This window comes from Pseudomonas poae (genome assembly GCF_001439785.1).
In the GTDB taxonomy this organism is placed as follows: Bacteria; Pseudomonadota; Gammaproteobacteria; order Pseudomonadales; family Pseudomonadaceae; genus Aquipseudomonas; species Aquipseudomonas poae.
In genome coordinates this window covers 45,713-67,284 of record NZ_JYLI01000005.1, presented here as the reverse complement: position 1 = coordinate 67,284, position 21,572 = coordinate 45,713, and the positions used below count along the sequence as shown (strand labels likewise).

17 protein-coding genes are annotated in these 21,572 nt (G+C 62.3%); 6 read left to right on the top strand and 11 right to left on the bottom strand.

Annotated elements, in window-relative coordinates; translation table 11 throughout:
• Window positions 1–75: 75 nt before the first annotated feature.
• The 5 genes from TU75_RS07535 to TU75_RS07515 form a co-directional block, all read right to left on the bottom strand.
• On the bottom strand, window positions 76–1,692 hold the full coding sequence (locus TU75_RS07535; RefSeq protein ID WP_060548587.1) for a hypothetical protein: 1,617 nt from the start codon (window positions 1,690–1,692) through the stop codon (window positions 76–78).
• Window positions 1,693–1,704: 12 nt separating this feature from the next.
• The gene (locus tag TU75_RS07530) at window positions 1,705–3,402 is read right to left on the bottom strand and encodes a molecular chaperone HscC (protein ID WP_060548586.1); all 1,698 of its coding nucleotides are present in this window, start codon (window positions 3,400–3,402) and stop codon (window positions 1,705–1,707) included.
• 157 nt (window positions 3,403–3,559) lie between these two features.
• Complete coding sequence (gene adeC, locus TU75_RS07525; protein WP_003233824.1) at window positions 3,560–5,017, bottom strand: AdeC/AdeK/OprM family multidrug efflux complex outer membrane factor; 1,458 nt, start codon at window positions 5,015–5,017, stop codon at window positions 3,560–3,562.
• Window positions 5,014–8,175, bottom strand: a complete 3,162-nt coding sequence (locus tag TU75_RS07520) for an efflux RND transporter permease subunit (RefSeq protein WP_003233826.1) — start codon at window positions 8,173–8,175, stop codon at window positions 5,014–5,016. Before TU75_RS07520 ends, adeC begins: the two co-directional genes overlap by 4 nt.
• A 3-nt stretch (window positions 8,176–8,178) precedes the next feature.
• Window positions 8,179–9,324, bottom strand: a complete 1,146-nt coding sequence (locus TU75_RS07515) for an efflux RND transporter periplasmic adaptor subunit (protein ID WP_003233828.1) — start codon at window positions 9,322–9,324, stop codon at window positions 8,179–8,181.
• 283 nt (window positions 9,325–9,607) lie between these two features.
• On the opposite strand from TU75_RS07515, the gene TU75_RS07510 reads away from it, so the two are divergent.
• Window positions 9,608–10,240, top strand: a complete 633-nt coding sequence (locus tag TU75_RS07510; RefSeq protein ID WP_003233830.1) for a TetR family transcriptional regulator — start codon at window positions 9,608–9,610, stop codon at window positions 10,238–10,240.
• Window positions 10,241–10,530: 290 nt separating this feature from the next.
• Here the strand turns inward: TU75_RS07510 and TU75_RS07505 are convergent, their stop codons facing one another.
• The 3 genes from TU75_RS07505 to TU75_RS07495 are packed head-to-tail and all read right to left on the bottom strand — an operon-like array spanning window position 10,531 to window position 13,128.
• Window positions 10,531–11,586 (bottom strand): alkene reductase, encoded by a 1,056-nt coding sequence (locus TU75_RS07505; protein WP_060548585.1) that lies wholly within the window; start codon window positions 11,584–11,586, stop codon window positions 10,531–10,533.
• 46 nt (window positions 11,587–11,632) lie between these two features.
• Window positions 11,633–12,799 carry an MFS transporter gene (locus TU75_RS07500; protein ID WP_060548584.1) on the bottom strand — a complete coding sequence of 389 codons (1,167 nt, stop codon included), beginning with the start codon at window positions 12,797–12,799 and terminating at the stop codon, window positions 11,633–11,635.
• A gap of 14 nt (window positions 12,800–12,813) precedes the next feature.
• On the bottom strand, window positions 12,814–13,128 hold the full coding sequence (locus TU75_RS07495; protein ID WP_003233834.1) for an ArsR/SmtB family transcription factor: 315 nt from the start codon (window positions 13,126–13,128) through the stop codon (window positions 12,814–12,816).
• A 154-nt stretch (window positions 13,129–13,282) separates the two neighbouring features.
• Between TU75_RS07495 and TU75_RS07490 the strand changes: the two genes are divergently transcribed.
• The gene (locus TU75_RS07490) at window positions 13,283–13,867 is read left to right on the top strand and encodes an acyl carrier protein phosphodiesterase (RefSeq protein WP_060548583.1); all 585 of its coding nucleotides are present in this window, start codon (window positions 13,283–13,285) and stop codon (window positions 13,865–13,867) included.
• A 259-nt stretch (window positions 13,868–14,126) separates the two neighbouring features.
• On the opposite strand, the gene TU75_RS07485 is transcribed toward TU75_RS07490, so the two are convergent.
• Both TU75_RS07485 and olsB read right to left on the bottom strand, forming a co-directional pair.
• On the bottom strand, window positions 14,127–14,918 hold the full coding sequence (locus tag TU75_RS07485; RefSeq protein ID WP_060548582.1) for a lysophospholipid acyltransferase family protein: 792 nt from the start codon (window positions 14,916–14,918) through the stop codon (window positions 14,127–14,129).
• On the bottom strand, window positions 14,918–15,673 hold the full coding sequence (gene olsB / locus TU75_RS07480) for an L-ornithine N(alpha)-acyltransferase (RefSeq protein ID WP_003233840.1): 756 nt from the start codon (window positions 15,671–15,673) through the stop codon (window positions 14,918–14,920). The genes TU75_RS07485 and olsB overlap by 1 nt, the downstream gene beginning before the upstream one ends.
• 185 nt (window positions 15,674–15,858) lie before the next feature.
• Here olsB and TU75_RS07475 point away from each other — a divergent pair, with 185 nt between their 5' ends.
• From TU75_RS07475 to TU75_RS07460, 4 genes are all read left to right on the top strand, one after another.
• Window positions 15,859–16,932 carry a serine hydrolase domain-containing protein gene (locus tag TU75_RS07475; RefSeq protein WP_060548581.1) on the top strand — a complete coding sequence of 358 codons (1,074 nt, stop codon included), beginning with the start codon at window positions 15,859–15,861 and terminating at the stop codon, window positions 16,930–16,932.
• Window positions 16,929–17,243 carry a hypothetical protein gene (locus TU75_RS07470; RefSeq protein WP_060548580.1) on the top strand — a complete coding sequence of 105 codons (315 nt, stop codon included), beginning with the start codon at window positions 16,929–16,931 and terminating at the stop codon, window positions 17,241–17,243. The genes TU75_RS07475 and TU75_RS07470 overlap by 4 nt, the downstream gene beginning before the upstream one ends.
• Before the next feature lie 70 nt (window positions 17,244–17,313).
• Window positions 17,314–17,895 (top strand): YceI family protein, encoded by a 582-nt coding sequence (locus tag TU75_RS07465; protein WP_060548579.1) that lies wholly within the window; start codon window positions 17,314–17,316, stop codon window positions 17,893–17,895.
• Between the two features lies 1 nt (window position 17,896).
• On the top strand, window positions 17,897–19,054 hold the full coding sequence (locus TU75_RS07460) for a phospholipase D-like domain-containing protein (RefSeq protein WP_060548578.1): 1,158 nt from the start codon (window positions 17,897–17,899) through the stop codon (window positions 19,052–19,054).
• A gap of 71 nt (window positions 19,055–19,125) precedes the next feature.
• Here the strand turns inward: TU75_RS07460 and bglX are convergent, their stop codons facing one another.
• Complete coding sequence (gene bglX, locus TU75_RS07455) at window positions 19,126–21,417, bottom strand: beta-glucosidase BglX (protein ID WP_015371465.1); 2,292 nt, start codon at window positions 21,415–21,417, stop codon at window positions 19,126–19,128.
• Window positions 21,418–21,572: the final 155 nt, after the last annotated feature.

Sequence of the window (21,572 nt, the reverse complement as noted above, 5' to 3'; positions counted from 1 at the left end):
GATGAAAGTGGGGCAGGGCGGGTTGTGGGCGATGATCGAACGCAAGTTGCCGGGCGCCAGGCCCGGCTTTTGTGATTAAGGCTTGGGCGGGTTGAAGTGGGTCCAGGGCACCGCCGGCAGGTAATGCTGGGCGGCAATGATCAGCGCTACCATCGCCACTAGAAACCCCACTTGCAACGGGCTCCAGAATGCCCAGTGCAGACCGTTCAGCCAGGGCCAGCCTTCGCTGAATCGTTGGCTCATGTGGCCGATGCGTTTTTTGTGCAGCAGGTTGATCAGTAGCGAGCCGGCATAGGTGACCGCTCCCAGCACGCCGAGCATCAGGCCGCAGGCTATGAGCATGATCACCTGCGGCACTCCATGGCGTATCACTAGCCAGTAGTCGTTGGGGTTGAATCGCTTGGGAATCAGGTACTGGGTCAGCCATATATCCTGCACCCTGTATACCGAACTCATGCTCGCCCAGAATTGGGTGACGCGAAATCCAACAATGGCCGGTGCCAACGACATCAACAGGAGGATGAACACGGACATCAAGTCCAACGTGTTCGGTGTGTCGTGGGCAATGCTCAGGCCCATGCCCAGTGCGAAGACTGCCCATAGCCGGATAAACACCTGGGTGTAGATCGGCCGTGGCACGAATTTTCGCCAGAAATACAGGTCGTTTTGATGCAGGCGTTCGACCAGTTGCGGATAGCGCCAGGTCAGGGTGTCTGCCAGGTGCTGACAGGCGTTCCACTCGTTTTCGCCAAACCCGTCGATCATGCGTTTGTGTTGCGTCGCCGTCATCGGCGTGAGCAACAATCGGGCGGCCAGGGCATCGGCTGACATGCGCCGCTTATCCTGGGCCTTGTCTTGCAGATGCTCGTAAAAAGTCTCCTGCTCACAACGCGACACCAGGCTACGCCACATCCACGCCGGTTCCGGAAACACACCTTTCTGGTCATCCCAGCCGAAGGTCTGGCACACGCGCTCGAACATCGGCACGCTCCACTGGGTGTTGTAAAGCAACTGGAGGATCATGCGTTGCCAGTGCTGCTGCAGGTCGAACACCTGCAGCCATGCCTGGCTGTTGAACTGCCTCAGATGGGTGACGAATTCACGCTCGGCCTTTTGCTCCAGCTGTTCCTCCAGGGCCATGCGGTAGGCTTGCAGCAACTCGTTGCTGAGCGCTTCGTGCTGCCAGGACGTCATGGCTACCTGTTGCCAGGGTGTCAGCCATTCCAGGTGCTGCACGGCCCAACGCGCGATTGCGGTGCGTTCGCCCGGGGCTTCAAAGCAATGACGCAGCAGGGCGGCCTGGAATGCCTCGGTGCACAGATGCTGTTGAGCTTGGGCCCAGCGTTCATCGAGATTGTCGGCGTTCAGACCCGCGACCAGTGCCAGCGCCGGGTTTGGCGCGGGCGGCTCGAAGGGTGCAGGTTCAAGCGGTCGCACCTGCATCCACTCAGCCGGGTCGTCGAGGCTGGCGCTGATGGCCTCGGTCACGGGCATAGCGGCGGCGGGGCCGTCGTCTTCGTGATCGGCGCGCCAGCGCGCTTCATTCAGGCAGTGTTCATAGGCTTCGCGCAGGCGCTGAAAGCCCTCGGGGTCATCGTCCGGACGGCACCCCTTGAGCAGCCGCGCGTAGGTGCGCTTGATCGTGCGTTCTTCGGCGTCGTCCGCCAGTTGCAATAGTGTCCAGCCGTCCATGTGCAATCGTCCTCAGCGCCAGAACCCGTTATCGAGCTGTTCAAGTTGACGGGTCAGTTCGCTGCGCGCCTCACGGATGCTGCGTTCGTCCTGACTGTCGAGCACCTGCTGGAACTGCGCCGCCCAGTGTCCCAGTTGCTCACGCAGCTCGCCGAGGCTTTCCTGATAGAGGCGTTCGAGGCGGGCCGTGAGCACGGTATTGACCTGCTGGTCGCGCGGGTGAATCTTCAACAGGGCCAGCGCCTGCAGGCGTTGCTGGATCTCCTGTGGGCTGAGCACACCGGGGTTGTTCTCGATCACCAGCGAGTGTTGTTCACCGGTGAGCGGGATGTTCACCTGGGCTTCGAGCAACCCGTTGTTGTCGTAGGTAAAACGCACGTCCAGCGAGACTTCGCCCGCTTTGCGCTTGGGCACTGGAATTTCCAGCTGGCCCAGCTCGATGTTGTCTTTCACCAGGCGGCTTTCGCCCTGGTAGATTTTCAGCAGCACGCGAGTCTGGTCGTCGGAGAGCGTAAACACGCTTTTGACCCGACTCACCGGCACGCTGCTGTTGCGTTCGATCAACGGCAGGTAGTGGCCGTTCTCGATGTGGTTGCCATATTGGTTGGCTGTCTCGATCCCCAGGGTGTAAGGGCACACGTCAGTCAGCACCACTTCTTCCAGGGCCGCCGAACGCGCCTTGAGCGCTGCCTGGATCGCCGCACCATGGGCGACCACCTGGTCCGGATCGAGGCTGATGGAAGGGAAGCGGCCGAACAGCCCCGCGGCGAGTTTGCGCACCAGCGGCATGCGCGTGGTGCCGCCGACCAGCAGAATCTCATCCAGATCACCCACCCGAATGCGTGCGTCGCGCAGGGCACGTTCAATCGGCGCGCGCAGGCGTTCGAGCAGCGGTGCATAGAGCCTGGCGAGTTCGGCCTGGGTGATGGTTGTTACCCATTGCCGGCCGTCGACGCGCAGGGTGAAGTCGGCGCTGTCGTCCTGGCCGAGGGCTTTGCGCACACGCTCGGCTTCGCGGCGCAGTGCGTGCAGCACGCTGCTGGTGGGCGGGAAATCCTCGGCATTGCGCTGGCTGTCGACGAAGTGATCCAGCAGCAGCGTGTCGAAGTCCTCGCCGCCCAAAAAGTTGTCACCGGCGCTGGCGCGCACTTCCATCACGCCGTCAAACAGCTCGATGATCGACACGTCGAACGTGCCGCCGCCGAGGTCGAACACCAGGAACGAGGTTTCCTTGTCGCGCTGGTGCAGGCCATAAGCCAGGGCGGCAGCGGTGGGTTCATTGATCAGTTTTTCAACGTTGAGGCCCGCCAGCTCCCCGGCGATGCGCGTGGCTTTGCGCTGGCCGTCGCTGAAGTAGGCGGGCACGCTGATCACCGCTTCGGTGACGGCTTCACCGTAGCTGCGCTCGATGTCTTCCTTGAGGCTTTTGAGCACCAGCGCCGAGAGTTCTTCGGGCCGAAAGGTGCGGTCACCGAGGCGTACCTCGGTGGCACTGCCCATGTAGCGCTTGAACAGCGATGTGGTCAGGTGCGGGTGCGTGTGCAGGCGCTCCCTGGCGGCCTGGCCGACCAGCACGCGGCCCTGATCATCGAGCCCGACCACACTGGGTGTCAGCAGTTGGCCAAGGGCGTTGGGTACCAGCTCGGTGGCATCGCCGCGCCAGACGGCGGCGAGGCTGTTGGTGGTGCCCAGGTCGATTCCTACGATCATTACGACAAGCTCCCTCTGTGGTCTGTAAGAATCTGTGACAGATATTACCCCGAAAGGTTGAACGGAACGCAAGACGCCGGATTTGCCGCCAGCACATTGCGCGCATAAAAAAACCGCTTCCGGTGACGGAAGCGGTTTTTGATTTACACCCAGGCTGTCAGAACAACTTCAACTTCGGCGCGTCTTCTTTCACCGGCTCGTTCTGCGCAGTCTGCGCATTCCAGCCACCGCCGAGGGCCTTGTACAGGTTGACCTCGCTGGTGAGCTGCGCCAGGCGGTCGGTGATCAGCGATTGCTGGGCACTGAACAGTTGGCGCTGGGCGTCGAGGAAGGTCAGGTTGCTGTCCACGCCAATGCGGTAGCGACGTTCGGCCAGGCGGTAGTAATCCTGGTTGGCCGCGACGAAGCCGCGCTGGGCGTCCAGTTGCTGCTTGTAGGTTTCACGCGCGGCGAGGCCGTCGGAAACTTCCTGGAAGCCGGTCTGGATAGCCTTCTCGTAGTTGGCCACGTTGATTTCTTTCTGGATCTTCGAGTAGTCCAGGCTGGCGCGCAGGCTGCCGGCATTGAAGATCGGGATGTTGATCTGCGGGGCAAACGACCAGCTGCCCGAGCCGCCCTTGAACAGGCCACCCAGGTCCGGGCTCAGGGTGCCGGCATTGGCCGTCAGGCTGATGCTCGGGAAAAACGCCGCGCGGGCGGCGCCGATATTGGCGTTGGCCGCCTTGAGGTTGTACTCGGCCTGCACGATGTCGGGACGTCGTTGCAGCAGGTCGGAGGGCAACCCGGCCGGCACTTCGGCGAGCAGGTCATCAGACAGTGGCTTGCTGGCGATATTCGCCGGCAGGCCGGTGCCCAGCAGCAGGGTCAGGCTGTTTTCGTCCTGGGCCACCTGGCGTGTGTAGCGCGCCAGTTGCACCCGGGCATTTTCCACCGAGGTGCGTGCCTGGCTCAGGTCGAGGGCCGAGGCCACGCCGACTTCGCTGCTGCGCGAGGTGAGCTTGAAGCTCTGTTCGAACGCGCCCAGGGTGTCCTGGGTGAGCTTGAGCAGTTCCTTGTCGGCCTGCCAGGTCAGGTAGGCGTTGGCCACGCTGGCCACCAGGCTGATCTGCGTACTGCGCCGTGCTTCTTCGGTGGCGAAGTACTTTTGCAGGGCCTCTTCACTCAGGCTGCGCACACGGCCGAACAGGTCCAGCTCGTAGGAACTGATCCCGAGGGTGGCCGAGTACTGGCTGGTGATGCCCGATTGACCGGTCTGCGACATGCGTGCCGGGGTGCGCTGGCGGCTGCCGGCGCCGTTGGCCGACACGGCCGGGAACAGGTCGGCACGCTGGATGCGGTACTGCGCGGCGTACGCGTCGATGTTCAGCGCCGCGACGCGCAGGTCGCGGTTGTTCACCAGTGCGGTCTGGATCAGCTGCTGCAGGGCAGGGTCATGGAAAAACTGCTTCCAGCCCTGTTCGGCAGCGGCCTGGCCCGGCGCCTGGGCCGACGAATACGCCGGCCCCTGCGGGTACTGCGCGGCCACCGGCGCTTCGGGGCGCTGATAGTCAGGTATCAGCGAGCAGCCACTGAGCACGAAGGCGGTGACGGCTAGGGAAAGTAGCGACTTGCTCATTGGCCAGCCTCGTTAGAAGTTTGCGTGGTTTCAGTCTTTTTGCGCTTGCCGATGGCCGACACGGTTGCGAAGAACAGTGGCACCCAGAAGATCGCCAGCACGGTGGCGGTGATCATACCGCCGATCACGCCGGTACCGATGGCATGTTGGCTGCCTGAACCTGCGCCCGAGGAGATCGCCAGCGGCAGCACGCCGAGGATGAACGCCATGGAGGTCATGATGATCGGACGCAGACGCATGCGGGACGCCTCGATGGCCGCCTCGACGATGCCCTTGCCCTGTTCGTGGAGTTCCTTGGCGAACTCCACGATCAGGATGGCGTTTTTCGCCGCCAGGCCCACCGTTACCAGCAAGCCCACCTGGAAGAACACGTCGTTGGACAAGCCGCGCATGCTGGTGGCGATCAACGCCCCCACCACGCCCAGCGGCACCACGAGCACCACCGCGATCGGAATCGACCAGCTTTCGTACAGCGCCGCCAGGCACAGGAACACCACCAGCAGCGACAGCGCGTACAGCGCAGGCGCCTGGGAGCCGGACAGGCGTTCCTCATACGACAGGCCCGTCCAGGCGTAGCCGATACCGGCCGGCAACTGCTTGGCGATGCGCTCGACTTCGGCCATCGCGTCGCCGGTGCTGTAGCCCGGTGCCGGGGTGCCGAGGATTTCCATCGCCGCCACACCGTTATAGCGCGACAGTTTTGGCGAGCCGTAGATCCACTTGCCCGAAGCGATGGCCGACAACGGCACCATCTTCCCGGAATCGCTGCGCACGTACCATTTGTTCAGGTCTTCAGGCGACATGCGGCTGGCCGCTTCACCTTGCACGTACACCTTCTTCACACGGCCACGGTCGATGAAGTCGTTGACGTAGCTGCCACCCAAGGCAATCGCCAGGGTCTGGTTGATGTTCGACAGCGTGATCCCCTGGGCACTGGCCTTCTCGTCGTCGACGGTGAGCTCGTACTGCGGCTCATCGTTCACGCCGTTGGGGCGCACACCGGCAAGGATCTTGCTCTGGGCGGCCATGCCGAGGAACTGGTTGCGCGCGGCCATCAGCTTCTCATGGCCGACACCGCCCTGGTCCTGCAGGAAAACGTCGAAACCGGTGGCATTGCCCAGCTCGAGGACTGACGGCGGCACGATGGCAAACACCATGGCGTCCTGGAACGTCTGCATGAAGTAACCCTGGGCACGCTTGGCGATCGCGAACACCGAGGTGGAATCGTCACGCTCATCCCACGGCTTGAGCATCACGAAGGCCAGGCCCGAGCTTTGGCCGCGACCGGCGAAGTTGAAGCCGTTCACGGTAAATACCGATTTCACGCCCTTGCCTTCGCCCGGCTCGCCTTCCTTGGTGTTGAGCAGGTAGATACGCATGTCGTCGATGACTTTCTGCGTGCGCTCGGCGGTGGAGCCCACCGGCGTCTGCACCTGGGCAAAGATCACGCCCTGGTCTTCGTCGGGCAGGAAGGCTGCCGGGATACGCATGAACAGCCAGATCATGCCGGCGAAGATCAGTGCGTACACCAAAAACGCCGGGATCTTGTGCTTGATCATGTTGCCCACGCCGCGCTCGTAGCTCAGTACGCCACGGTCGAAGGTGCGGTTGAACCAGCCGAAGAAACCGCGCTTGGGTTGGCCGTGCTTCTCAGGATCGATCGGTTTGAGCATGGTGGCGCACAGCGCCGGGGTGAAGATCAGCGCAACCAGTACCGACAGCGCCATGGCCGAAACGATGGTGATGGAGAACTGTTTGTAGATCACACCGGTGGAGCCGCCGAAGAATGCCATCGGCAGCAGTACCGCCGAGAGCACCAGGGCAATACCCACCAGGGCGCCCTGGATCTGGCCCATGGACTTGACCGTCGCCTCCTTGGGCGACAGGTGTTCCTCGGCCATCACCCGCTCGACGTTTTCCACCACCACGATGGCATCGTCCACCAGCAAGCCGATGGCCAGGATCATGCCGAACATGGTCAGGGTGTTGATGGTGAAACCGAACGCCGCGAGGATGCCGAAGGTGCCCAGCAATACCACCGGTACGGTCATGGTGGTGATGATGGTGGCGCGGAAGTTCTGCAGGAACAGGAACATCACCAGGAACACCAGCACGATCGCTTCGATCAGGGTGTGTACCACCCCGGAGATCGATTCGGTGACCACCGGCGTGGTGTCATACGGCACCACTGCCTTCATGCCTGGCGGGAAGAACGGTTCCAGCGACGCCACCGTGGCGCGGATGGCCTTGGCGGTGTCCAGGGCGTTGGCGCCCGAGGCGAGTTTGATCGCCATGCCGGAAGCCGGGTTGCCGTTGAACTGCGCACTGATGCTGTAGTTCTGGCCGCCCAGTTCGATGCGGGCCACGTCATGCAGGCGAACCTGGGAACCGTCGGGATTCACCTTCATCAGGATATTGCCGAACTGCTCGGCGTTTTGCAGACGGGTCTTGCCGATGATCGTCGCGTTCAGTTGGGTGCCGGGCAGGGCAGGCAGGCCGCCCAGTTGGCCGGTGGCCACCTGCACGTTCTGCGCGGCGATCGCGTTGCTGACGTCGACCGGGGTGAGCTGGAAGTTGTTCAGCTTGGCCGGGTCCAGCCAGATGCGCATCGCGTATTGCGAGCCGAAGACCTGGAAGTCACCGACGCCCGAGGTACGCGAAATCGGGTCCTGGATGTTGGACACGATGTAGTTGGAGAGGTCGTCCTTGGTCATGCTGCCGTCTTCGGACACCAGACCGATCACCATCAGGAAGTTCTTCACCGACTTGGTCACGCGGATACCCTGCTGCTGCACTTCCTGCGGCAGCAGTGGAGTCGCCAGGTTCAGCTTGTTCTGCACCTGCACCTGGGCGATGTCCGGGTTGGTACCCTGGTTGAACGTCGCGGTGATGGTCATGCTGCCGTCGGAGTTACTGTCCGAGGCGACATAGCGCAGGTTGTCGATACCGTTGAGCTGTTGCTCGATGACCTGCACCACGGTGTCCTGCACGGTTTGCGCGGACGCGCCCGGGTAGGTCACCTGGATGTCGATGGCGGTTGGCGCGATGGCCGGGTATTGGTTGATGGGCAGCTTCAGGATCGACAATGTCCCGACCAGCATGATCACCAGGGCGATTACCCAGGCGAAAATGGGACGGTCGATAAAAAATTTCGACATGGATTACTCCCCTTTGCCGGCTGCGGCGGCAGGAGCAGCAGCGCCAGCAGGCTTGGCGTTGTCAGCCTCCTTGACCTTCACCTCGGCACCCGGCTTGACGTACTGCAGGCCTTCGGTGATCACACGGTCACCGGCGTCGAGGCCTTTTTCCACCAGCCAGTAGGCGCCGGCGGTGCGGTTGGCGACCAGGGTGCGTTGCTCGACCTTGTTGTCCTTGTTCACGATCAGTGCGGTCGGGATGCCCTTGAGGTCACGGGTCACGCCTTGTTGGGGCGCGAGGATGGCCTTGCTGTTCACACCGGCCTGCAACTGGGCGTGCACGAACATGCCGGGCAGCAGGGTGTGGTCAGGGTTGGGGAACACGGCGCGCAGGGTCACGGAACCGGTGGTCTGGTCGACCGATACTTCGGAGAATTCCAGCTTGCCATCATGGCCGTAGTCGCTGCCGTCTTCGAGGGTCAGCTTGACCTTGGCGGCGTTGGCACCGGCTTTTTCCAACTGGCCGCTTTCCAGGTCGCGGCGCAGTTTCAGCATTTCGGCCGAAGACTGGGTGACGTCGACGTAGATCGGGTCCAGTTGCTGGATCACGGCCATGGCATCGGCCTGGCCATTGCTGACCAGTGCGCCTTCGGTGACCGAGGAACGGCCAATGCGCCCGGAGATCGGCGCGAGCACTTTGGTGTAGCGCACGTTGATCTGCGCGGTTTGCATATCGGCTTCAGCCGTCATGCGGTTGGCCAGGGCGGTGTCGTACTCCTGGCGGCTGACGGCTTGCTCATCGACCAGCTGCTTGTAGCGGTCGGTGATCGACCTGGTCTGGGTCAGCTTGGCCTGGGCGCTTTTGAGCGTGGCCTCATACACTGACGGGTCGATCTGATAAAGCTGCTGGCCTTCCTTCACGTCCGCGCCTTCCTTGAACAGGCGCTTGAGAATGATGCCGTTGACCTGTGGGCGAACTTCCGCAATGCGGTAGGCCGTGGTGCGGCCTGGCAGTTCGGTGGTCAAGGTGAAGGCTTGCGGTTGAAGGGTGACCACACCGACCTGAGGGGTTTGAGCGGGCGGCGCCGCCTCTTCCTTTTTACATCCGCTGAGCAGCGATGCCAGGGCGACGGCAGTGACCAGAGCGGTAACAGCTGGCTTAAGTTGCATGAAGATCCTCGGGTCAGGCGCGCAAAGTGCGCACAAGAAGTGTGGAAGGGTGGAAAACAAGTGAGTAGATAAGTAGCTTGCTACGCAATATACTTACGTTCATGGTTGTTTGTAAACTCTTGACAGACTTCGCGCAATGTTGACAAAGCAACGCCCGAAGCCTCGATTTTCTTACGTTCGGCGCCCTTGACGGCGTCGTCCCAAAAATAGACGGATGATCGTTCGCGGCTATTAACGTTGCGTTAACAATCATCCCAAGTGTCCTGATTGAGGTTTTACTGCCATGGTTCGTCGCACCAAAGAGGAAGCTCAGGAAACCCGCAGCCAGATTCTCGATGCCGCCGAGCATGCCTTTTATGAGCGAGGCGTGGCGCGTACCACGCTGGCCGATATTGCGTCGTTGGCGGGCGTCACGCGGGGCGCCATTTACTGGCATTTCAGCAACAAGTCCGATCTGTTGCAGGCGCTGCTCGACACGCTGCACGAGCCCCTTGATGACTTGGCCCGGGCCAGTGAAAGCGAGGATGAGCTTGACCCGTTGGGCTGCATGCGCAAGTTGCTGATTCGTCTCTATCATCAAGTGGCTCTGGACCCGAAAACCCGGCGTATCAACGAAATCCTGTTTCATAAGTGCGAGTTCACCGATGAGATGTGCGACATGCGCCGCCAGCGCCAGACGCACACGCTCGAATGCAACCTGCGCATCGGGCTCACATTGCGTAATGCGGTGCATCGCGGGCAGCTCCCGGAAAACCTCGACACGGTGCGGGGCGCGGTGTGCATACACGCCTACATTCACGGCTTGATCGGTCAATGGCTGTTGGTGCCCGACAGTTTTCAATTGCATCAGGACGCCGAGCGTTGGGTCGATGCAGGGCTGGACATGCTGCGCCTGAGCCCCAGCCTGCGCAATTGAGACAAAATGCGTAATTGCATCAGGTTGTGTCAACAGTAAAGCCCAGGGGCGGTCAATCGTCCCTCTGCCTGATTCGTGGGATGACTTTATATACGGGCTGGCGCGCAGTTGATAGGTAGCCGGCTAAGTATTTTGTAGCGTTATTGTTGCGGTTCTGTGAAGCATTGTTTCCAACGGGATACATCAGGTAAAAAAACGTGGGAGGGGGCTTGCTCCCGATGGCGGTGTGCACGTCAGTAAATCAACTGACTGACACATGGCTATCGCAAGCAAGCCCCCTCCCATGTTGCTTACAGCGCCAGGGTTGGGTAATCGATATAGCCGACCGGGCCCTTGGCGTAGAAGGTTTCCGGGTGCGCTTCATTGAGCGGTGCGTCGGTTTTCAGGCGCGCCGGCAGGTCAGGGTTGGCGATGAACGGGACGCCGAATGCCACCGCGTCGGCCTTGCCCGCTGCCAGCCAGGCATTGGCGCTCTCTTTGGTGAAGCGTTCGTTGGCGATGTACATGCCGCCGAAGGCTTCCTTCAGGCGCGGACCGAGGCTGTCGCCGGCTTCTTTTTCACGCGAGCAGATGAACGCAATGCCACGCTTGCCCAATTCGCGAGCCACATAAGTGAAGGTCTCGGCAGGGTTGTCGTCGCCCATGTCGTGGGCGTCGGCGCGTGGCGCCAAGTGTACGCCCACGCGGCCGGCGCCCCAGACGTCGATGGCGGCGTCGGTCACTTCAAGCAACAGGCGGGCGCGGTTTTCCAGGGAACCGCCGTACTGGTCGGTGCGCTGATTGGTGCTGCTCTGCAGGAACTGGTCGAGCAGGTAGCCGTTGGCGCCGTGGATCTCGACGCCGTCAAACCCTGCGGCCTTGGCGTTTTCGGCGCCGGTGCGGTAGGCCTCGACGATGTCGGCGATTTCAGCGGTTTCCAGGGCGCGCGGGGTCGGGTAGTCGGCCAGCGGGCGCACCAGGCTGACGTGGCCTGCTGCCTGCACCGCGCTCGGTGCTACCGGGACTTCGCCGTTCAGGTAGGACGGGTGGGAGATGCGGCCCACGTGCCACAGTTGCAGGAAAATCTTGCCGCCTGCGCCGTGAACCGCCTTGGTCACATTGGCCCAGCCGCGCACCTGGTCGCTGGACCAGATACCCGGGGTGTCTGGATAACCCACGCCCATGGGCGTCACCGACGTCGCCTCGCTGAGGATCAGCCCGGCGGAAGCGCGCTGTACGTAGTACTCGGCCATCATCGCGTTGGGCACGCGGCCTTCATCGGCGCGGCAGCGTGTCAGCGGCGCCATGATGATGCGGTTCGACAGTTCCAGGTCGCCCAGTTTGATCGGATCGAAAATAGTCGTCATCGGGAAAATACCTTTCTGTTTAAGTGGATCAGTCTGTTCAAGTGGATCAGTGAGTCGCAGGGGCCAGATCGGCATCGCCGCGCTGACGGAAAGTGAGCAGGGTCACCAGCAGGGCGAAGATCGCCAGGGCCGCAGCCGCCAGCGGCACGCTGGTGAGGCCGAAGCCGTGGGCGATCACGCTGCCGCCGACCCAGGCGCCGAGGGCGTTGCCAATGTTGAAGGCGCCGATGTTGAGGGTAGACACCAGGTTGGGCGCAGCCTTGCCGAATGTCACCACGTTGATCTGCAATGCGGGCACTGCGGCAAATGAGGCGGTGGCCCACAGGAACAGGGTGATTTCGGTCGGGATCAGCGCGACGCTGGTCCAGGTCAGCACCGTGGAGATCACCGTCATGCTGATGAACACGCCGATCAGAGTGGCCGCCAGACGCTTGTCCGCCAGCTTGCCGCCGATGATGTTGCCCAGGGTCAGGCCCAGGCCGATCAGCAGCAGGGTCCAGGTCACGCCGTGGGGCGAGACGCCGGTGACATCACCGAGCAACGGGGCAACGTAGGTAAAGAGGGTGAACATGGAGGCGGCGAACAGCGCGGTCATGCTCAACGACAACCAGATGCCGGCGCCCTTGAGGGCAGCCAGTTCGGCGCGCATGTCGAGTTTTTCTTCGTCACGCCTGGCCGGCAGGAAGCGGATCAGGCCGATCAACGCCACCACGCCGATCACCGTCACCGCCCAGAAGGTCGAGCGCCAGCCGGCCTGCTGACCCAGCGCGGTGCCCAGCGGCACGCCGAGCACGTTGGCCAGGGTCAGGCCGGTAAACATCAGGGCCACCGCCGAAGCGCGCTTGTTGGCCGGTACCAGGTTGGCCGCCACCACCGAGCCGATACCGAAAAACGCACCGTGGCACAACGCCGTGACCACCCGGGCGAACATCAGCACGTTGTAGTCGCTGGCCAGGGCGCAGAGCAGGTTGCCCACGATGAAAATACCCATCAACGCCACCAGCGCCGCCTTGCGTGGCAGCCTGGCGGTGGCCAGCGCCATGAACGGTGCGCCGATGGCCACGCCGAGGGCGTAGCCGGTCACCAGCCAGCCGGCGCCGGGGATCGACACACCAAGGTCGGCCGCCACGTCGGGCAGAAGGCCCATGATGACGAATTCGGTGGTGCCGATGGCGAAGGCGCTCAGGGCCAGGATGAGTAGCGAGAGGGGCATTGGGGTGTCCTTGGTTAGTGCGCTGCGCTGAGTTCAGCGATGAGCGCCGTGAGGAAAGCCTGGATCACTTCCTCGTTGCGTTTGAAAAAGTGCCATTGACCGGCCTTCTGGCTGCTGATCAGACCCGCCCGTTGCAAGGTGGCCAGGTGGGCCGACACGGTCGACTGGGACAAGCCGCAGCGCTGGTCGATCTGCCCGGCACAGATGCCGTATTCGTGGTTGTGCAGTTGCTCGGGGAACTGCGCCTTCGGGTCTTTGAGCCAGGTGAGGATGTCTCGTCGTACTGGGTGCGCCAGGGCTTTTATTATTTCGTCGAGGTCGATGGACATGGCAGGTGCTCGGTGTTGTGTAGCGTTATATCGCGATGAGGCGAACCTTAAATCGTTACAACCCGATATACCAATATGATTTTGCTCTGAGGTCAGCTCAAATCGGTATATCGGGTTATAACGATACGTTGGCGGCGGTGCTAGACTGCGCGCCATGAATTATCTCGCACATCTGCACCTGGGCGGCCAACTCCCTGCGCAACTGCTGGGCAGTCTCTATGGCGACTTTGTCAAAGGCCGCCTGCAGGGCCAGTACAGCCCGCAAATCGAAGCGGCGATCCAGCTGCATCGTTCCATTGACCGATTCACCGACAGCCATCCCTTGATAGGAGAGGCGTTGTCGCGCTTCAGCCTCACCCGCCGGCGTTATGCCGGGATCGTCCTCGATGTGTTTTTCGATCACTGCCTGGCGCGGGATTGGGCGCGGTATGCCGACCAGCCGCTGGAACGCTTTACCTCGCAGGTGTATCGCGTATTGGCGGCTGAACCGCAGTTGCCGGGGCGCCTGGCACAGATTGCACCGTATATGGCGGCCGATGATTGGCTGGGGTCTTACCGCAAGTTTGCGGTGATGGAGCAGGTGTTGCGCGGGATTTCGCGGCGGCTCACGCAACCCCAGGCACTAGGGTTTGCGATGCAGGAATTGCGTGAATTGTATGAGCCGTTGAGTGAAGACTTCCGGATCTTCTACCCCGAACTGCAAGCCTTCGCGCACAACCACCTGACAATACAAAGCTAAAGGTGAGAGGGGCAAGCCCTAACAGGCCGTTCAGTTAAACGCAGATTCCCTGTGGCGAGCAGGCTTGTCCTGCGTTGGGCTGCGCAGCAGCCCCAAAGCCAGGCGCTGAGCCGTATCAGGTACACCGCGTTTTGCTGGATTGGGGGCGCTTCGCACCCCAACGCGGGGCAAGCCCGCTCGCCACAATAAGCCCACAAACTTTCCTTAACTGAACGGCATTAGGGCAAGCCCCCTCCCACATTTGCACTGTGTTCACATCTCAGGCTGCAAAAGCCGGCCGAACCGACACATGCTCCGACTCCGGCAACGGCCCGAACAATGCCTTCTCCACCGCCTGCTGCGCCTGGAAGGCGAGTGCCGCGCGTTCCTGCCCGGCGCAGGCAATCGGTTTGAGTACATGAATCTCGACATCGCCCTGGTCATTGGCAAACAGGCGCATCAGGTGCGACAGCAAATCATCATCGCCAATAAACGGCGCCAGCGGGTCGACCTGACCGTCGCGCAGGTAACGAATGGCCACCGGTTGCAGCGACACGTCAGCATCAATCGCACTGGCCAGCAAACGCCCGTGGAACGTGCGCAGGCTGCGCCCGTCGGTGGTGGTGCCTTCGGGGAACATCAGCAGCGGGTGCTGTTGCTCAAGATGACGAGTCATCTGCTTGCGAATCAACTGACTGTCGCCCGAGCCCCGGCGAATGAACAGACTGCCGGCCTTGGCTGCCAGCCAGCCGGCCACCGGCCAGGTACGCACTTCGGCCTTGGACAAAAACGACAGGGGCGTGACCATGCCCAGCAGCGGAATATCGGTCCAGGACACATGATTGCTCACCCACAGCATCGGCGTACGCGGCAGCTCGCCGTGCACCGTCACGCGAAAGGGCAGGGCGTTGCTCAAACGCGCCATGAAGAACCGCGACCAACGCTGGCGCCGCACCATCGAGTTGGCCACGCCCAGGCGCTCGAACAGGCCGAACACACTGGCCATGCTCAAACCCAGCGCCACCACCAGCAGCACCCGGGCAATGCGCCCGTACACCCGCAGGCGGCCCATTACACAGCCGCCTTGAAGTGGCGCGCGTAACGCGGGCAGAGATTGTCGCGCTTGAGCAGGATGAACACATCGGCCACCTGGAAGTCTTCATCCCAGCACGGTTCGCCGCAGATCTTCGCGCCCAGGCGCATGTAGGCCTTGAGCAGCGGCGGCATTTCGGCGATGACGTTGGACGGCAGGTCCAGCGCTGGCAGCGGTTTTTTCGGTTCGGCGCGCAGGTGTTCGTTGCACAGGTAGCGTTCGCGCAGGCGCTGCATGATGGCGTGTGCCTGGATGCCGCCGTCGTGCATCGGAATGCTCGCGCAGCCCATCAGGTAGCTGTAGCCGCCCTGGTTGAGCACTTCGGCCAACTCGCCCCAGAGCACCGCGATGGTGCCGCCGTTGCGGTAGGCCGGGTCGACGCAGGTGCGACCGATTTCCAGGATCGGGCCCTGCAGGTGCAGCAGGCCATGCAGGCTGAACTCTTCTTCACTGTAGAACCGGCCCAGTGTGCTGGCGGCCTGGTGATCGAGCAGGCGGGTGGTGGCGACCAGTCGACCACTGTTCAAATCCCGCACGCCGATGTGGCTGCAGTGAACATCATAGTCATCCATGTCCAGGCCCAGTTCCGCGCCTTTCAGCTTGGCGTTGAATTCGCCGCTGAACACGTTGAACCGCAGGGCCTGTGCTTCCTGCAGAGCCTGTGCGCCAACGAGGCGTTCGGCTTGCAGACGGCGTTCATTGCCGGTGTCGCTGATGCGGGCGATCTGAGTCATGGCGAATCTCCGAGTGCCAGCCACGTTTCGGCCGGTCGACTTGTTTGTCCAAACTCAGGCTAGGTAGGCTCGGTGTCATCTCCATGAAGCTACGGTGACGGTTGGGTGACACGCCCTGTGTCGCCAAACTGTCATGGGCCTAGGCTAGGCTCGCGGGCTTGAATGCCCCCCTTGAGTCTGCGTCCATGGTCAGAGGCCTGTTGTGTATTGCCCTGTTGTTAGTCACCGCCGCCGCCCACGCTGAAACCTGGCCCGGCAAGGAATGGGCCGAGGGCGCGCCGTTGGCCGGCCCTGCCGTCGAGGCGCTGGATGCCTACGCGTTTCCCGCGCGCGACGACGCCACCCGCCAGGGCATTCGCACCGACGCGCTGCTGGTGATCCGCGACGGCCAGATCGTCTATGAACGCTACGCCGCGCCTACCAGCGCCAGCACGCCGCACCTGACCTGGTCCATCAGCAAAAGCCTGATGGCCACGGTGCTCGGCGTGGCCTACGGGCAAAATCGCTTCAAACTGAGCGACCCCGCCGCACGTTTTTACCCGCCGATGAAACAGCACCCCAAGGTGACCATGGCCGATTTGCTGCACTGGGCCTCGGGTCTGGATTGGCAGGAAGACTACGAATACGCCCCGCTGAAGTCCTCGGTGGTGGCGATGCTCTATACCCGTGGCCATGGCGACATGGCCGAGTTCGCCGCCGACACCGATGCCGCCGTGGCGCCCGGCAAGGCCTTTCGGTACTCCAGCGGCGACAGCAATATCCTGTCCGCCGCGCTCAGAGGCATGCTCGGCCACAAGGCGTACGTCAGTTACCCGTGGGATGCGTTGTTCGAGCCACTGGGCATCCGCTCGGCCACCTGGGAAACCGACGCCGATGAAACTTTCGTTGCCTCGTCCTATGCCTACCTCACCGCTCGGGATCTGGCGCGGGTTGGCCTGCTGATGGCGCGCGAGGGGCGTTGGGGCGATGAACAACTGCTGCCCAAGGACTGGGTGGCGTTCAACCGAAAACCGTTCGACGGCTATAAAGCCGGCCAGGATGAAGCCGTACCGGGCGGTCAGTGGTGGCTCAATCAGGGCGCGCCGCGCCCCTGGCCTGATGCCCCTGCCGATACCTTTGCCGCACTGGGCCATTGGGGCCAGGCACTGTTCGTGCTGCCCGACGAACACCTGGTGATCGTGCGCTACGGCGACGACCGCGACGGCACGTACAACCACAACGAACTGCTCAAGCGCGTGCTCGCGGCGGTGCAGCCATGATCCGTCGTCATCCGATTCTGAGCCTCTTTGCCGTGCTGCTGCTCGCCCTGCTTGGCTGGGTATGGCACGAACGCGTCAATCTGCAGGCCTTCCCCGACATCATCGCGGCGTACACGGCCAAGGAATATTGCTCGTGCCGCTATGTGGCGAATAACCCCGCAGAGTATTGCCGGGGCTACGTGAAACAATACGTGCCCACCAGCGCGTTCAGGGATAACCCGGAGCGCAGTGAGGTGACGGCGACTGGTTTGGGGCGCACGCACAGCGCACGCTGGATGGGCGAACGCCAGGGCTGTCGCTTGACTCCCTGAGACAATGGATTTGCGCAGGTTGTGAGATTGCGCTTAAGGTTCGCGCAGGTTTCCTGCCCCATGAGTCCCTATGTTCTCTGTCAAACCCCTGGCCCTCGCCCTGCTGGCCTGTGCCGCTTTGCCCGCGCACGCCGCCTGGTATCTGGATAACGAATCCTCACGCCTGTCTTTCGTCACCACCAAAAACACCGAGATCGCCGAAGTGCAGCGCTTTCTGGTGCTGCACGGCAAGGTCGACGGCAAGGGCGCGGCGCAGTTGCAGGTGGAGCTGGAGTCGGTCAACAGTGCCGTCCCGCTGCGTGATGAGCGTATGCGCAACGAGCTGTTCCAGATCAAGACATTCCCCGAGGCGCTGATCAGTGCGCAGATCAATCTGCAGCCGATCAACGACCTGGCGCCAGGCGCGCAAATCGAGCTGCGTCTGCCGATAAGCGTCACCCTGCATGGCAAGACCCAGACCTACAGCGCCGAGCTGCTGGCCACGCGCCTGGATGATCGGCGCTTCCAGGTGGTGACCCTGGAACCGGTGGTGTTGCATGCCGAGGATTTCGACCTGATGCCGGGCGTCGCGGCTTTGCGCAAGGCGGCCGGGCTTGCGTCGATCAGTTTGTCGGTGCCGGTGGGTGCCGTGCTGATTTTTACGGCGCGCTGACGTGAGTGGCGCGGTGTTCCCGTGGCGCAGCGCCAACCGTTTCGAGTTGTTGATCGACGGACCGCGTTTTTTTCCGCAGATGCTGGTGGGTATGGCCCGCGCCGAGCATCAGGTTGACCTGGAGCTGTATCTGGTGGAGGCGGGGGCGTGTGCCGAAGCGATGGTGCAGGCGCTGGTGCATGCCGCCGAACGTGGCGTGCGGGTGCGCTGCCTGTTCGATGATTACGGCAGCCTGGCGTTCACCCTCGCGCTGCGCAAGCGCCTGACCGACGCGGGTGTGCAGCTGCGGTTCTACAATCGCCTGAGCTGGCGCCGCTGGGTGCGCAACCTGTACCGCGACCACCGCAAGTTGCTGCTGATCGACCAGGCAACCGCTGTGGTCGGCGGCACGGGCGTCACCGATGAATTCTGGACGCCGGGGCAGGACACGGCGGACTGGCATGAAGTGATGGTGCAGATCAACGGCCCGTTGGTGCTGGATTGGCAGGCGCTGTTCGACCGCCAATGGCATGCCAATGCGGCGCGCCGCGCGTGGAAGCCGGCTACCCATTTCGGTTTGCCGCGCCTGCCTAAAGTGCCAGCGACCGGACCCGGGCTGGGCCGGGTCGCGTATGCCGACGCCCGTCAGCATCGCGACATTTTGCAGTCGCTGATTCGCGCTTTAAACAGCAGCCGGCAGCGCATCTGGCTGGCCACGCCGTACTTTCTGCCCACCTGGAGCGTGCGCCGCGCGTTGCGTCGGGCGGCGGGGCGAGGCGTGGATGTGCGTCTGTTGCTAACCGGCCCGCGCACCGATCACCCGTCGGTGCGATACGCCGGGCACCGTTATTACCCGCGTCTGTTGCGCGCGGGCGTGCAGATTTTTGAATACCAGCCGTGTTTCCTGCACTTGAAAATGGTGCTGGTGGACGATTGGGTAAGCATTGGTTCATGCAATTTCGATCACTGGAATTTGCGCTTCAATCTGGAGGCTAACCTCGAAGCGCTGGACCCGGACCTGGCACTGGCCGTGGCCGGCAGTTTCGAACGCGATTTTGCCCTGAGTCAGGCAGTGAGTCTGCAGGCGTGGAAAGCGCGGCCGCTATGGCGGCGTGTGAAGCAGCGGGTATGGGGGTGGGTTGATCGGCTGGTGGTCAATCTGCTGGACCGACGCAACTAGCCGGTTCACTGTAATCAAATGTGGGAGGGGGCAAGCCCCCTCCCACATTGTTTTGCATCGTACGCGCGGTATCAGAGCAGCTCGAAACTCTGCTGCTGCACATCCTGGGAATCCAGCCCGATCTGCACGTTGAACTCACCCGGTTCCGCCGCGAACTTGAGCTGGGTGTTGTAGAACTTCAAGTCTTCCTCGGTGATGGTGAAGTGCAAGGTGCGCTCTTCGCCGGCCTTGAGCATGATTTTCTGGAAGTTTTTCAGCTCCTTGACCGGGCGGATCATCGAGCCGGCCACGTCCTGGATATACAGCTGCACCACTGTTTCGCCATCCACCTTGCCGGTGTTTTTCACCGTGACGCTGGCGTCGAGCTTGCCGGTCTTGTTCAGGGTGGTGGAGGACAGCGCCATGTCCGACAGGCTGAATCGTGTGTAGCTCAAGCCATAGCCGAATGGAAACAAGGGGCCGGTGGTGTCATCGAAATACTGCGAGGTGTAGTTGCCCGGCTTGCCCGGGGTGAACGGCCGGCCAACACTCAGGTGGTTGTAGTAGGTGGGAATCTGCCCCACCGAACGCGGGAACGTGATCGGCAGCTTGCCCGACGGGTTGTAGTCACCGAACAGCACGTCGGCAATTGCATGACCGCCTTCGGTGCCGGCGAACCAGGTTTCCAGAATCGCGTCGGCTTGCTTGTTCTCGTCGACGATCGACAGCGGACGGCCGTTCATCAGCACCAGCACCAGCGGCTTGCCGGTGGCCTTGAGGGCCTTGATCAGGTCGCGCTGGCTTTGCGGGATGTTCAGGTCGGTGCGGCTGGACGACTCGTGGGACATGCCACGGGACTCGCCCACGGCGGCGACCACGACATCGGCGTCTTTGGCGGCCTTGACCGCTTCGTCGATCATTTCCTGGGCAGGGCGGGCGTCATCCACCACTTCCGGGGCATCGAAGTTGAGGAAGTTGAGGTAGTCGACCACGGCCTTGTCGTTGGTGATGTTGGCGCCACGGGCGTAGATGATCTTGCCTTTTTCGCCGATCACCGCATTCATGCCGTCGAGCAGGGTCACCGATTGCTCGGGTTTGCCGGCGGCGGCCCAACTGCCCATCATGTCGATCGGCGCTTTGGCCAGCGGGCCCACCAGGGCGATGGTGGCGGATTTTTTCAGCGGCAGGGTGTCGTTCTGGTTTTTCAGCAGCACCAGGCTGCGGCGCGCGATATCTCGCGCGTCGCTGCGGTGCAGGCGGCTTTCGGCGTAGGTGTCGACCGGGTCGTCCTCGGCCTTGCCGATGCGCAGGTACGGGTCCTTGAACAGGCCCATGTCGTATTTGGCAGCGAGCACTTCGCGCACGGCATTGTCGATGTCGCTCTGTTCGATCTCGCCGGACTTGAGCAGTCCCGGCAATTCCTTGGCGTAGAGCGAGTCGTTCATGCTCATGTCGATGCCGGCCTTGATCGCAAGTTTGGCGGCTTCACGCCCGTCCTTGGCCACGCCGTGCTTGATCAGTTCGAAGATCGCGCCGTGGTCGCTTACGGCCAGGCCCTTGAAGCCCCAGTCCTTGCGCAGCAGGTCGTTCATCAGCCAGGTATTGGCGGTGGCGGGCACGCCGTTGATCGAGTTGAGCGCCACCATCACGCTGCCGGCGCCGGCCTTGATCGCCGCGTGGTAAGGCGGCAGGTAGTCCTGGTACATCTTGACCGGGCTCATGTCGACCACGTTGTAGTCGCGCCCGCCTTCCACCGCACCGTACAGGGCGAAGTGCTTGACGCTGGCCATGAGGCTGTCGGCATTGGCCGGGCTTGTGCCCTGGAACGCCTTGACCATCACGCCGGCAATGCGCGAGGTCAGGTAGGTGTCTTCACCGAAGCCTTCGGAAGTGCGGCCCCAGCGCGGGTCGCGGGAGATATCGACCATCGGCGCAAAGGTGATGTCGAGGCTGTCGGCGGCGGCTTCCTGGGCGGCGATGCGCCCGGAGCGGCCGATGGCGTCCATGTCCCAGCTGGAGGCCAGTGCCAGGCTGATCGGGAAAATGGTGCGGTGGCCGTGGATCACGTCGTAGGCGAAGAACATCGGGATCTTCAGGCGGCTTTGCATGGCCGCGTCCTGCATCGGACGGTTTTCCGGGCGGGTGATGGAGTTGAACGTGCCGCCGATACGGCCGGCGGCGATTTCCTTGCGGATCAGCTCGCGGGGCATTTCCGGGCCGATGCTGATCAGGCGCAACTGGCCGATCTTTTCGTCCAGGGTCATCTGCCTGAGCAGGTCGCTGACGAAGGCGTCCTTGTCCTTGAGCGCAGCAGGCTTTGTTTCTGCCCATACGGGATGACTGGCCAGAGTGGCAACAAGGCCGAGCAAACACAGCTTCTTCATGAATATCCTTTTTCGGCTACTGCGCGGCATTGAAAGAGCATGCCGTCGGCCAAAATGTGGGGAATGTCTATTGTTGTTCGGGTGTTGTTCAGATAAATGCAGCACACTCTGAACTCTTTTTCGCGCTGGGCATCTTTGTAGCTGATTGGCTCGAT